This is a genomic window from Modestobacter marinus, assembly GCF_011758655.1.
GTDB classification, from domain to species: domain Bacteria; phylum Actinomycetota; class Actinomycetes; order Mycobacteriales; family Geodermatophilaceae; genus Modestobacter; species Modestobacter marinus.
Map to the genome: position 1 here is coordinate 2,884,016 of NZ_JAAMPA010000001.1, position 12,658 is coordinate 2,896,673.

The 12,658-nt window shown below is 73.8% G+C and carries 13 protein-coding genes; 5 read left to right on the forward strand and 8 right to left on the reverse strand.

Annotated features, from left to right (window positions below; genetic code table 11):
* Window positions 1-37: 37 nt before the first annotated feature.
* From FB380_RS13620 to FB380_RS13645, 6 genes are all read right to left on the reverse strand, one after another.
* Window positions 38-415 (reverse strand): type II toxin-antitoxin system death-on-curing family toxin, encoded by a 378-nt coding sequence (locus FB380_RS13620; RefSeq protein ID WP_166755496.1) that lies wholly within the window; start codon window positions 413-415, stop codon window positions 38-40.
* The gene (locus FB380_RS13625) at window positions 412-615 is read right to left on the reverse strand and encodes a ribbon-helix-helix protein, CopG family (protein WP_188959666.1); all 204 of its coding nucleotides are present in this window, start codon (window positions 613-615) and stop codon (window positions 412-414) included. Before FB380_RS13625 ends, FB380_RS13620 begins: the two co-directional genes overlap by 4 nt.
* A gap of 307 nt (window positions 616-922) precedes the next feature.
* The gene (locus tag FB380_RS13630) at window positions 923-2,608 is read right to left on the reverse strand and encodes a GAP1-N2 domain-containing protein (RefSeq protein WP_166755497.1); all 1,686 of its coding nucleotides are present in this window, start codon (window positions 2,606-2,608) and stop codon (window positions 923-925) included.
* Window positions 2,605-3,789, reverse strand: a complete 1,185-nt coding sequence (locus FB380_RS13635) for a TRAFAC clade GTPase domain-containing protein (RefSeq protein ID WP_166755498.1) — start codon at window positions 3,787-3,789, stop codon at window positions 2,605-2,607. The genes FB380_RS13630 and FB380_RS13635 overlap by 4 nt, the downstream gene beginning before the upstream one ends.
* Before the next feature lies 1 nt (window position 3,790).
* A complete protein-coding gene (locus FB380_RS13640; protein WP_166755499.1) occupies window positions 3,791-3,928 on the reverse strand; it encodes a hypothetical protein in 138 nt (45 codons plus the stop codon).
* Between the two features lie 15 nt (window positions 3,929-3,943).
* Window positions 3,944-5,047, reverse strand: coding sequence for a serine/threonine-protein kinase (locus tag FB380_RS13645; RefSeq protein ID WP_166755500.1), 1,104 nt, complete (start codon window positions 5,045-5,047; stop codon window positions 3,944-3,946).
* Window positions 5,048-5,311: 264 nt separating this feature from the next.
* Between FB380_RS13645 and FB380_RS13650 the strand changes: the two genes are divergently transcribed.
* From FB380_RS13650 to FB380_RS13665, 4 genes are all read left to right on the forward strand, one after another.
* Window positions 5,312-5,458, forward strand: coding sequence for a hypothetical protein (locus FB380_RS13650; RefSeq protein WP_166755501.1), 147 nt, complete (start codon window positions 5,312-5,314; stop codon window positions 5,456-5,458).
* 94 nt (window positions 5,459-5,552) lie between these two features.
* Window positions 5,553-5,753: a ribbon-helix-helix domain-containing protein gene (locus FB380_RS13655; RefSeq protein WP_243850169.1), complete on the forward strand. Its 201-nt coding sequence runs from the start codon at window positions 5,553-5,555 to the stop codon at window positions 5,751-5,753.
* Window positions 5,754-5,994: 241 nt separating this feature from the next.
* Window positions 5,995-7,761, forward strand: coding sequence for a putative bifunctional diguanylate cyclase/phosphodiesterase (locus tag FB380_RS13660; RefSeq protein ID WP_166755503.1), 1,767 nt, complete (start codon window positions 5,995-5,997; stop codon window positions 7,759-7,761).
* Complete coding sequence (locus tag FB380_RS13665) at window positions 7,754-9,583, forward strand: putative bifunctional diguanylate cyclase/phosphodiesterase (RefSeq protein WP_166755504.1); 1,830 nt, start codon at window positions 7,754-7,756, stop codon at window positions 9,581-9,583. The genes FB380_RS13660 and FB380_RS13665 overlap by 8 nt, the downstream gene beginning before the upstream one ends.
* A 51-nt stretch (window positions 9,584-9,634) precedes the next feature.
* Here FB380_RS13665 and FB380_RS13670 read toward each other — a convergent pair whose 3' ends face one another.
* Window positions 9,635-9,982 carry a superinfection immunity protein gene (locus FB380_RS13670; protein WP_166756310.1) on the reverse strand — a complete coding sequence of 116 codons (348 nt, stop codon included), beginning with the start codon at window positions 9,980-9,982 and terminating at the stop codon, window positions 9,635-9,637.
* A 184-nt stretch (window positions 9,983-10,166) separates the two neighbouring features.
* On the opposite strand from FB380_RS13670, the gene FB380_RS13675 reads away from it, so the two are divergent.
* Complete coding sequence (locus tag FB380_RS13675) at window positions 10,167-10,841, forward strand: response regulator transcription factor (protein ID WP_208382848.1); 675 nt, start codon at window positions 10,167-10,169, stop codon at window positions 10,839-10,841.
* Window positions 10,842-10,853: 12 nt separating this feature from the next.
* Here FB380_RS13675 and FB380_RS26005 read toward each other — a convergent pair whose 3' ends face one another.
* Window positions 10,854-12,461, reverse strand: a complete 1,608-nt coding sequence (locus FB380_RS26005; RefSeq protein WP_166755505.1) for a histidine kinase — start codon at window positions 12,459-12,461, stop codon at window positions 10,854-10,856.
* Window positions 12,462-12,658: the final 197 nt, after the last annotated feature.

Here is a 12,658-nt window from a genome sequence, read left to right on the forward strand (position 1 = left end):
AGCAGGGGCGACCTGGTCGGCCGAGGTGGCAGCAGCCTCAGGCCCAAGGCGCGGTCTTCGAGGACAGGCGACCCGTGATGGACTCGACGTCATCGATGTCGCCTGCTGCGATCGCCATCACCAACTCGTACGCCTCGTCGTTCGAGAGGGCCAGGCGCACGCCGTTCAACCCGTAGAAGGCGATCGTCCCGGCCAGCGCGAGGCGCTCGTTGCCGTCGATGAGGGCGTGGTTGCGAGCCAGTGAGTGCAGCAGCGCCGCCGCCTTGGCGTGGATCGATGGATAGGCCTCCTCGCCGAACGCCGTCGAGCGAGGCCGGGCCAGCGCGGACTCCAGCAGCCCGGCATCGCACACCTGCACCTCGCCCAAGGTGCGCGCAGCCACGTGCAGCAGGTCGTCGAGATCGAGGTAGATCACTGGCCGAGGCGCTCGAGGGCCTCGGCGTAGCGGGGCAGTTCCGTGTCGAGCACCCGGTCGAGCAGTTCGCGCTTGCTGGTGCGCTCGATGTAGTCGCGCACGGCCTGTCGGGCCACCTCCTGCATCGACCGGCCCTCGAGCTCGGCTCGGCGCCGTAGCGCGTCGGTCTCGTGGTCATCGAGACGGAGGGTCATGGCCATGCGCAAGAAGATACCGCGGGTGGTATCACTGCGGCCGTCACGTTCGGCCAGAGTCGCTCCGGCGGATCGCCCGCGGGGTGAGACGAAGGCTCCCCGCAGGGCCACCGATCGGCGACGGACAGCACTCGCGGTCCGTCGGCAGGTATGACGGCGACAACCTTCCCGCAACGCTAGTGCTCTGGTGCACCAGTGCAGCCAGAGCACTAGCGTGCGCCGACCAGGTGTCGCCAACCGGCGCCGGCCGGCTGCGGGGCCGGACGCCGGAGCCGGACGTCGGACGTCGGACGTCGGACGTCGGACGCGAGGTCTACCGGCGGCGCCGAGGCCAGATACCGGTCTTCCGGTGCGCCTCGGACGCCTCTCCGGCGGCAGCCGCGCCGAGGGCGTCGACAGCGAGCCGAGCGATCTGGCCCGGCCAGCCGTCGTCCCCGGCCAGTGCCAGGAAGTTCCGCGCCACCATCGCGGCGATCTCCTCCTCGGCCAGCCCGGAGCGGAACAGCACGTCCCGCAGCGCCCAACCCTGCCCCGCCAGGTCGCTGGCAGCCACGGTCACCGCCAGCCGCTCGACCATGGACGCCTCGAGGCGCTCCGCCGCCCAGGGCAGCGCCGACCGCAGCACGGCCGGCGGGGTGTGGCTGGCCAGGGTGAGGAACCAGTCGGGGTCCTCCAGCAGCAGGTGCCCGAGCAGCGATGCGCCGTTCGCCGGCCACTCGTCGACTCCCGCCCACTCCCGCACCAGCGCCTCCCGCACCACTGGCCGGCCCGTGGCCAGCCGGGCCAGCCCGGCGAGGTCGTCGGTCAGGTCCAGCAGCGCCACCGGCCGGGCCAGCGTCAATGACTCCTCGACCAGCGTGGCCGCGGCCCCGCCCAGCTCGGTCAGCCGGCGGCCGCGCGCCAGCTCCGCGGCGAACGCCTCGACCAGCTCGGCCGCGGACAGCTCGGTGAATCCGGACGGCACCTCCTGCTTCCCTGCACCGCCGAACACCGCCGCCAGCGCGGCGTCCAGTTCCCGGTCGCGCAGCCGGTCCCAGGCGTCCGGGTGCCGTTCCAGCGCCGCCCGCAGCGACGCATCGACCTGCGGCGACGAGCCGGCCGCCGCACAGGCGACGTCCACGGCGTCCGGGTTGGTCAGCCACCACCCGGCCTTCTCCGACTCCAGCACCCCGACCAGCTGGGTGGGGGTCAGCGCCGCCGGGTCCATCCCGGTCCAGGTGTCGGCGAACAGCCACCGGTCCAGCGTCTCCAGCTTGCGCACCTGGTCCGAACACAGCTCCTTCTTCGCCGCCGCCTCCAGCAGCGCCCGCGCCCGCGCGGTGTCCTGACCGTCGGGCACGACGTCGGCGGGCACGTCTGGGCCCGCGTCCACGTGCACGCGCACGGGCGACGCGTCGCCCGAGGCGGACGCCGTCCCGACGTGCAGGGCGACCGCCGAAGCCAGCGCCCGCGGCAGCACCGAGAAGACCGCGTCGGCGACGTCGCGCCCCGACGGCGTCCGCGCCGGCAGCCCGACCACTCCTGCGCCGTTGGACACCGCCGCGAGCACGGCCGCCACCGAAGGCACCAGGGCGTCGACGTCCTCGGCGGTCAGGGCCAGCGGCGACCGGCGGGCCGACGGCACCTCCAGCGCCGGCAGTTCCCGCGATGGCTCGGCGTCCGCGGACAGGGCGTCGAGGAACCCGCCGTTGCTCCGGAAGGCCAGCACGTCCCGCGGCGTGACCCGGCTGTCGCCGTCCCAGAGCAGGTGCACCAGGTAGTTGCCCGGCCGGCCGAACGCGTCGGTCCCGGCCGGCACCTTGCGGTAGGCGATCCGTCCGCCGGCGGCGTGCAGCAGACCGAACGACTCCCCGGCGCCGAGCCCGATCAGCGGGCCGAGCGTCGCGCGGCTGTCGCCCACCTCCGCGGGCCAGTCCGGCGAGAGCTGGACGACGCCGAAGCCCGGCCCCTCCAGGGTCCGGCTCGCCGACGTGTAGACCAGCTGCGGGCAGGTGGTCATCGGCCCAGCCGATCACCGGCGGCGCGGGGAGCTGCGTCGTCGTCCAGGCCCTCGCTGGGCAGCAGGCCGTGCCGGGCCAGCAGCACCAGCAGCGGTTCCAGGCAGCCCACCGGGCTGATCGAGGGGTACGCGCCCTCGCGCGCTTCCGACCCGGTCGCCGAGACGGCGTGCACGGTCGGGTCCGGCAGCCGGGTCAGCAACGTGGTCAGCAGGTTGCTGCCGCCGTTGGCCTCCAGGAAGTCGACCAGGCGGGCGCTGTTGTCCCGCACGTCCTCGAAGAGTCGCGGCAGTCCGCCGAGGCTGATCTCCGGGTTGCGCAGCGTGTCGGCCGGGAAGTCCGGTCGGGCGAGCAGCTTGTCGGCCTTGCTGAGGATCACGCCGGTGGAGACGCCCTGCAGGTAGCCGTCCGGGCGCAGCCCGCGCGCCGAACGCAGCAGGTCGGCCAGGTTGACCAGCATCTGGGTGGGCCGCGCCATGCCCAGCGCGCCCTCGCCGGGGTCGGCCACCGCCTGCAGCCCGGGGAACATGCCGGGGGAGAGGACGACGAGCACCGCGCTGGCCTCGTACAGGAACTTGCTGAACCGGCCCAGGTCCTCCTTCCGGTACAGCTGCTCCCCGGAGGCGTCGAACAGGACGACGTTCATCGCCCGCTCCGGCCCGCCCTGCGCCGTTCTCCGGAGCACCAGGGTCAGCGGTTCCGGTGACTCGCCCTGCACCGACAGCGGCACGGTCACCGGCAGCTGCCGGTGCTCGACCAGCAGCGGCTGGTGGTAGAGCCGCTCGAACCGGTCGGCGCTGTACTCGTCGAGCTCGACCGAGATGCCCAGCGGCGCGAGCGCCCCCGCGTGCAGCGCGTCGATCAGCACCGTCAGGAAGGTGCTCTTCGAGGCGCCGGTGAGCCCCACGACGCCGACGACGACGGTCGGCCGCGCGGCGTAGTCCGGCGGCAGGCGGTGGCCGTTCGGGCAGACCGGCACCGCGTCGACCGCGTCGGAGGCCGCCGCCCGCGCCGGGGACGACGGGCCGGGCGCCGGCTGGCCACCCCACCGTCCCTCGCTGAACCGCTGCCACGCCGAGCGCCGCTGCACCGGCATCGGCTCGAGCCCGCCGCGGGGACTGCGCACCAGCGGCACCGGGAACGACTCCAGGCAGCGGGGGCAGACGAGGTCCTTCTTCGCCACCTCAGCCCACCAGCGCGAGGTAGCCGAGCACCGTCGTGACCGCGAACACCAGCAGCAGCACCCGCTGCCGCTGCAGATAGCGGTGACGGCGGGCCTCCAGCGCCTGCTGGGCCCTCGCCCGCTGGTACAGACCGGACACGACGCCTCCTCGGGGTCAGACGATGACGTAGGTGAGGCCGACGAGGACCATCGCGGTCACCAGCCCGAGCAGGACGGCGACCCCGATCGCGGCCGCGAAGCCGGTGGGGGTGTCGGCGATCGCCCGCTCCAGCCGGGAGAGCTGGTACCGGACCGCCTCCCGGACGGCGACGACCGACCGCAGGTCCTGCAGCGCCGACCGGGGGGCGGGGATCTCCGAGGGCTGCTCCAGCCAGCGGGTCTGCTGCTCGACCTCGCGGGCCAGCTCCGCGATCGACGGCCGGCGCTCCGGCGCGACCCGCAGGGCGTGCGACACCGGGTCCAGCAGGTTGGGCGGGACGGCGGCGAGGTCCACCCGGCCGTGCTGCAGCTCGAGCCAGTAGTCGGCGGGGCGCAGCTCGTCGTCCGGGTCGACCGGGTGCCGGGCCGCGGCCGCGTAGGCGACCACCATGCCCCAGCTGAAGACGTCGCTGGCCTGGGTCAGCGGCAGCCCCTGCAGCTGCTCGGGGCTGGCGAACAGCTTCGAGCCGAGACCGGCCAGCGTGGTGGTGACCGTGCCGGCGGGCCCCTCGGAGCCGAGGTAGCGGCTGATGCCGAAGTCGACGAGGACGACGTCCCGCTCGGTGATGATGATGTTGGCCGGCTTCACGTCGCGGTGCACCACCGAGGCCGCGTGCGCGTCCCGCAGCGCCCGCAGCAGCCCGATGGCGATCCGGCGCAGCTCCTCGGCGTTGAGCCCGCCCTCCCGGGAGGCGAGGAACTCGTCCAGCGGGGTGCCGGCCACGTACTCCTGCACGTAGTAGGGGCTGGCTGCGTCGAGGTCCCGGTCGACGATCTCGGCCACCCGGGGACTGCGGATGCGGGCGGCGTTCTCGACCTCGCGGGCGAACCGCCGCCGGACCAGCTCCCCGGCGTCGGGCGGCAGGCTCTTGATCACCACCAGCGGGGCGTCCGGGTCCTTGCGGCCGACGAAGACGTCGGCGCCCTGACCGCCGCGCGGCAGCCGGCACAGCAGCCGGTAGGGGCCGATCTGCAGTGGGTCGCTCGACTCCAGCGGGTGCACCCGGCGGTGACCGAGCCCGTCGTCCAGCCCCTCGGTCGGGGACGAGGCATCTGACATGGTGCCGTGCCCCTCCCGTCGCCGGATCGACTGCGAGCCCACGGTAGAGGCCGGACCTGTGCCCGCACCATGAGCGCCGGTCTGCCTGCGCGGAGCCCGTCGTCGACCCGTTCGGGGGACTGGCTTGATGGCGAGCTGCCCGGTCACGCAGAGTCGTCGAATCGAGTCGATCAACGGGGAGCTGGGCACATGGCGGACGCACGACCGGGACGACGCGCGCGCCGACGTCGGTGCCCGCAGTGCGGCGAACTGGGTGCGCTCCCGGTGGTCTACGGGCTCCCGGACGTCGCCACCATGGAGCTGGGCGCCGAAGGCAAGGTCATCCTCCGGGGCTGCGTGCTCGACCCGGATGATGATCCCGACTGGCTCTGCCTGTCCTGCGCGGAGGGCCCGGATCAGCTGACCGCCTGACCGGTCAGCTCACGGCCGGACGGCGACCGTCACCCGGGCGTCGAGCTCTCGCTCGCCGTCGGAGGTATCGCGTCGATACCGTCGAACGATGGCCATGACCCTGCAAACCGACGACGAACTCGAGCGCGCACTCACCGCGCTCGCGGAGGCGGAGGGCACCTCGCGCCAGGAGGTCGTCCGGCGCGCCGTGCTCGAGCGGTACGAGCGGAGCGGCCACGCTGCCCGCGTCCAGCAGAGCTCGGGCCGCATGATCGAGAAGTGGGGCGACGTCCTCGACCGGCTGGGCACGGTGTGAGGCAGGTCGAGCATCGCGAGTTCGCGAGGGCACGGCAGGAAGCTCAGGTGCTCAGCTTCGCCTGGCGATGAGAACGGTGAGCGGGCGCTGGTTGGTGTCGCCGCGTCTGAAGGGGTCGGGCGCTGAGCCAGTAGAGACGCCCGGCTGCTCGCGGGAGGGCGGTCACCCGAGCGGGGGAGTGGAACGGGTCAGTCTCGGTGAACCCGTCAACCACGGGCGCCGCTCACCCGACGTCTGAGGGGTGACCTGGTCGACGGCTCCTGCGGTGGCGACACCCCGGATGATGGCGCGCGTCCTGGCCACCTTCTACATCGCCGCCGCGATCGCCGGGCTGTTCGCCGTCTTCGGGCCGGGCGCCCGGGCGGAGGGACGCTGGCAGATCTTTGGCATGGTGCTCCTCGTCCTGGTCTGCGGCACCGCCGCGTTCCGCTGGGGACCGTACTGGCCGCGCCGGGTCTTCCACCTGCCGGTCGCCTCGGCCTCCGCGCTGGTCGCCTGCGTCGTGCTGATCAGCCCCGACCCGGCCACCGCGGTCGCGGCGGCCGCGGTGCTGTCGTTCGTCGCCGTCGACGCCTGCTTCTTCTTCAGCCTGCGGCTGGCCTGGCTGCACCTGGCCTTCGGCATCACCGCGGTGACCGCCGCGCTGATGGCGCAGGGTGACGTCCCGGTGTCCATCGCGCTGGGGCTCGACGCGATCATCGTCGCGCTGGGCACCGTCGTCCGTGGCCTGGTGATCCGGGCGTCCAGCGCCAGCCGCGACCCGCTCACCGGGCTGGCCAACCGGCGTGGCTTCGACGACGGCCTGCAGGAGCTGCTGGCCAACGCGGGCCGCACCGGCGAGCGGCTGACGGCGGCCCTGCTCGACCTCGACCACTTCAAGCAGATCAACGACACCGCCGGTCACGAGGCCGGGGACCTGGTGCTGTGCCGGATCGCCGACGTCTGGCGCCGCGAGCTGCCGACCGGCGCCGTCCTGAGCCGGCACGGCGGCGACGAGTTCGCGCTCCTCCTGCCGGGGACGACGGGCCCGGACGCGCTGGAGCTGGTGCGGCGGATCGCCGCCCTGCACCCGGAGATCGGGCTGTCGGTCGGCCTCGCCGAGCACCATCGCGACCAGAGCGCCGCCGACCTGATGCGCCGCGCCGACCGTGCCCTCTACGACGCCAAGGCCGCGGGCCGCGGCCGGGCCGAGCTCGAGGGCGGGCCCGGCTCCGAGCTGGCGCGCGACCTCGAGGCCGCGCTGGCCGCCGGGGACGTCGAGGTGCACTACCAGCTGATCGTCGCCCTCGCCGACGGTGCGACCGTCGGCGTGGAGGCGCTGTCCCGCTGGACCCACCCGGAGCGCGGACCGCTGCCGCCGGCGGAGTTCGTCGCCGTCGCCGAGCACTCCGGCCTGATCGCCACCCTCGGCGCCCACGTGCTGCGCACCGCCTGTCGGCAGCTGGCCGGCGTCCGGACCCCGGCCGGCGAGCAGGTGACGCTGGGCGTCAACGTCTCCGGGCGCGAGCTGAGCGACCCCGACTACGCGCAGCGGGTGCACGCCGTCCTCGCCGAGACCGGGTTCCCCGCCGGGCACCTGGTGCTCGAGGTGACCGAGAACCTGATCGAGGGCCAGTCGCCGACCGCCGTCGCCGCGCTGCACGAGCTGCGCGCCGCCGGGCTCAAGGTGTCGATCGACGACTTCGGCACCGGCTACTCCTCGCTGAGCCGGCTGGACACCCTGCCGGCCGACGTCCTCAAGCTCGACCGGTCGTTCGTCGCCACCCTGAGCACCTCGCCGCGGCGGGCGCAGATGCTCACCAGCCTGGTCGCCATGTGCCGGGGCCTCGGCCTCGACGTCGTCGCCGAGGGCGTGGAGACCGCAGAGCAGGAGGCCGCAGTGCGCGGCGTCGGCTGCTCCTTCGCCCAGGGCTGGCTGTACGGGCGGGCCGTGCCGCTGCCCGAGCTGCTCGCCGGCCTCCGGCCCGGTGCGGCCGCCCTGCCGCAGGAAGCTGCCTCCCGTGGCTGAGCCGGCCGCCCGGTCCGCAGCAGGTGCCCGATCGGGACGACGGGGAGGTGGCGCGCTGCGGCAGCTCCGGTCGGGCGCGCCCGAGGTGGCGACGCCGCGGACGACGGCCCGCACCCTGGCCGTCTTCTACGCCTTCGGTGGCGCCGCCGGCCTGCTCGCCCTGCTGGGGGCGACGCCGCACTCCGGCCGTAGCTGGGTCATCGCGACGATCGCGAGCAGCGCCCTGCTCGGCGCAGTCGTGATCGGCCGCTGGGGCCCACGCTGGCCGCGCGCCGTCTTCCACGTCCCGGTCGCCGCGGCGACCGGCCTGATCGGGGCCGCCGCAGCGCTGGCCCCCGACCCGCTCACCGCGCTGGCCATCGCGTCGATCATCGCCTTCGTCGCGATCGACGCGTTCTTCTTCTTCCGCCACGGGCCGGCGCTCGCCCACCTGGGTGGCGCAGTGCTCGGCATCAGTGCCGTGCTCCTGCTGCGCCCGGACGTGCCGGCGCCCACCGTGCTGGCGCTGGTCACGGTGGTGGTCGCGCTGGGCACGGTGACCCGCGACCTCGTCTGGCGGGCGTCGAGCGCCAGCTGCGACCCGCTCACCGGGCTGGCGAACCGGCGTGGTCTGGACGACGCGCTGCACGAGCTGCTCGCCGCCGCCGACCGCCGCGGCGAACCGCTGTCCGCAGCGCTGCTGGACCTCGACCACTTCAAGCAGGTCAACGACACCGACGGGCACGAGGCCGGCGACCGGGTGCTGCTGCGGGTCACCGAGGCCTGGAGCGCCCAGCTCCCTCCCGGGGCGGTGCTCGCCCGGCACGGTGGCGACGAGTTCGCGCTGCTGCTCCCCGGCCTCACCGGCCCGGCCGCCCTGGCCGAGGTGCAACGGCTGACCGCGCTGCACCCGGACATCGGGGTCTCCGGCGGCGTCGCCCAGCACGTCCCGGGTGAGACCCGGGCCCAGCTGATGCGCCGGGCCGACGCCGCCCTCTACGTCGCCAAGGACGGCGGCCGCAACCGGTGCGCCCTCGACGGCGCCGCCCGCGACCAGCTGTCCACCGACCTCGCCGGAGCCCTCGCTGCCGGGCAGCTCGGCGTGGCGTTCCAGCCGGTGGTCGAGCTCAGCGGCAACCGGGTGATCGGCGTGGAGGCGCTGGCCCGGTGGGACCACCCCGAGCGTGGCGCCGTCCCGCCGGACGAGTTCATCGCCCTCGCCGAGCAGCACGGCCTGCTCACCGCGCTCGGTGAGCAGGCGCTGCGGACCGCGCTCGGGCAGCTCACCGGGCTGCGGGAGGCGACCGGTGTGCACCTGCTGCTCGGCGTGAACGTGTCGGTGCGGGAGCTGGCTGCCGCGGACTACCCGCAGCGCTTCGCCGCGCTGCTCGCCGAGTTCGGCTGGTCGGCCGACCAGGTCGTCGTCGAGGTCACCGAGACCCAGCTGGAGTCCGACGCCGGCGCCGTCCGGCAGAACCTCGAGGCGCTGAGAGGGCTGGGCGCCGTCGTCGCCGCCGACGACTTCGGCACCGGTTACTCGTCGCTGAGCCGGATCGACGTGCTGCCCGTCCAGCACCTCAAGCTCGACACGTCCTTCATCGCGTCGATCACCACCTCGCCGCGCCGCGCGCAGCTGCTGGCCAGCATCGTCGCGCTGGCCGACAACCTCGGTCTGGGGCTGGTCGCCGAGGGTGTCGAGACCGTCGAGCAGGACGCCGAGCTCCGCCGGCTCGGCGTCCTGCTCGCGCAGGGCTGGCTGTACGGCCGGCCGATGTCGGTGACCGACCTGGCGGTGTGGCTGGACGCGCGGTCGGTGGACGGCGCGTTCGCCGTCGCCGGCTGAGGACCGGGCAGATCGCCGCTGCTCAGCGCGGGCTCTTCCGGCCGGGTGAGATCAGGAGACCGCGCGTCGGGTGTCGCCCCACCCCGCCCCGTCCCACCAGCGTTCGGCCGACGGGTCCGAGGGATCGCGGTACCAGCCCGGCTGTGGCCCCGCGGGGCTGATCATCGGCTGGGCCATCAGGACGACCGGCTCCGGTCGACTCCGAGCCGCCATCGCCAGTGAGACGACCCATCCGACGAACGTCCAACCGAGGAACAGGTTGAGGACCAGCACCGTGCCGCGATCAGCGATGCCCCGGGCGAAGGCGATGATCGTGGGAGTGAAGTAGAGCGCGAGCACCACGAGCACGATCATCAGGACGACGAAGCCGCCGCCCCCACTGCCATCTGAGTCGCCCATGATGTCCCCCCGTGACGGATGCCGTCCCCGCTGCCCAGTGACCCGGGATCCGGTCCACCAACGGTCGCCGAACCGGCGTCGGATCAGATCCGGGCCACCCCGTGCCGTTACTGCGGAACACTCGCGGTGTCGACCCGTGCTGCCACGGTGGTGCGCCTGCCCCGAGGTCCACGAGGATGCGTCGGTGCGGGTGGCCATCGCGGACGACAGCCCCTTCTTCCGGCAGGGCCTCGCCGTGCTGCTGCAGAGCGCGGGTCACGATGTCGTCGTCCTCGCGGCGGACGGCGTCGAGCTGCTCGCCGAACTGCACGCCATGCCGGATCGACCCGACGTCGTCATCATCGACGTCTGGATGCCGCCCACCCACACCGACGAAGGACTCGTCGCCGCCGAGCAGCTGCACCTCGTGTGGCCCGACCTACCGGTGCTGTTGCTCTCCGCCCACGTGCAGCCGTCCTACGCCACCCGCCTGCTCGCCGGCGGCACCCGCGGCCGCGGACTGCTGTCGAAGGACAAGGTCGACGACCTCGGCACCCTGCTCGACGCCCTGACCCGGCTGACCACCGGTGGTCTGGTGCTCGACCAGGACGTGGTCGCGGACCTCATCTCCCAGCAGCGCGGCACCGGTGAGCTGGATCGGCTCAGTGCCCGTGAGCGCGACGTCCTCAGGTCCATGGCCGAAGGCCGGTCCAACCGGAGCATCGCCGGCACCCTGCACCTCAGCGAGCGGACCATCGAGGCGCACACGGCGAGCATCTTCGACAAGCTCGGCATCTCCGCGGAGGGTGGTGACAACCGCCGGGTCCGCGCAGTGCTGACCTGGTTGCGCGGCCACTCGGTGGCGGCAACGGAGCCATGAAGGAGGACGTCGTCACGGTGCGGGGATCCGCACGTCGACCCGCGTGCCCCCGTCCGGCGGGCTGACGACGACGAAGCTCCCGCCGAGCGCGCTCACCCGGTCGGCCAGTCCCCGCAGGCCGGCGCCGTCGGCGTCCGCGCCGCCGTGGCCGTCGTCACTGATGCGCAGGACGAAGTCGCCGTCCAGCAGCCGGCCCCGGATCGACACGGTCCCGGCGCCCGCGTGCTTGTCCGCATTGGCGATCGCTTCGGATATGACGAAGTAGGCGGCCGACTCCACCAGCTCGTCCAGGCGTTGGGCGGGCAGGTCGACCAGCACAGGCACCGACCTGCGCCCCACCATCTCGGCGACCGCCGCGCCCAGCCCGGCCTGGGTGAGCACGGCAGGATGCAGACCGCGGGCCAGATCCCGGATGTCGGCCAGCGCTGTGCGCAGCTGGTCCTTGATCTCGGTCAGCTCTCGCTGCGTCGTCTCGTCCGAGGTACGTGTGCGCGCCGCCTCCAGCCGCATCGACAGGGCGAGCAGCTTCTGCTGGGCCCCGTCGTGCAGGTTGCGGCCGAGCCGCCGTCGCTCGCTCAGCTGCGCGTCGAGGATGCGGGTGCGTGACGCTCGGACCTCGCCCAGCTGGGCCCGGAGCTGGGCCTGCAACCAGGCGTTCTCCAGGGCCAGCCCGATCGAGGTCACCGTCCAGTCCACGAGACTCGCGTGGTGTCCGAGCCGTGGGTCCAGCACCACTTGGGCCAGTCGGTCACCGGACGCGGCGTGCACCTCCACGGTCATCCGGTGCCGATCGGCTCCCGAGACGGCGGGCTGGCCGTCCCCGTCGATGTAGCCGGACCGTTCCGGCGACCAGAACTGCACCGTCGCCGACGGGTCGTGCAGCAGGGTGCGGACCGCGCGCTCCACCGCATCCGGCGTCGCCGGCCGGACCAGTTGACCCACCGTCTTCGTCATCTCGACGTCGGCCAGCCGGGTGCGCACCGCGGTCAGCGCCACGCTGATCGGCAGTGCGAGCAGCGCAATGCTCTGTGTGGCCACCATGGCCGCCCACGCCTGCTCCGATGCCACCAGGACCTGCCCGCTGGTCGTCACAGCGCCGATGACCGCCCCGGTGCTCACCCCGAGCAAGGCGGGCAGCAGCGCCGCCCGGTCGATCCCGGAAGCGGCCCGCATCCGCTGGACGAAGAGACTGATCGCGCCGGCGGCGAGCGCGAGGCAACCCGTCGAGTAGATGACGATCGTCGTGACGTGCCAGCTGCGCGAGGGCAGCAGGGCCGGCCACCAGGCCCCGGCGGCGAATCCGTTCCACTCGGGCTGGGAGACCAGCGCCTGGGCCACGTTGACCGGGACGAGGACGGTCACCAGGACGGCGACGTAGATGCGCACCCCTCTGGTCCACGGCAGGTCCGAGGGATAGCTGAGCATCGCGATCCCCAGCAACGCCCAGGCGGCCCCGCTGAGCGTCCAGCTGAGGAACGGCCCGGCGCCGTGGTCGACCACCCCCCACACGCTGGTCGGCCAGACCACACCGACCGCGACCAGCGGGGCGCCCGTTCGGCGGGCCCGGGAGCGCCCCAGGAGGAACTGCCCGGTGGCGGTCAGCGCGACGGCGACGAGCACGGTCAGCGTAGTCGTCGTCGGCCAGTCGCGCCAGGTCGACGGCGCCGACGCCGCAGTGGATGCGACGAGACCGGTCCAGCCCAGCACTGCCCAGCGGACATCGCGCTCCTGGGGGACCGGACCGGCGTCACCGCGCGTCCGGTCCCGGGCCCCCGCCATCTGCACAGGGTGGCGGCCGAGGCGCGCGACGCCAAGCC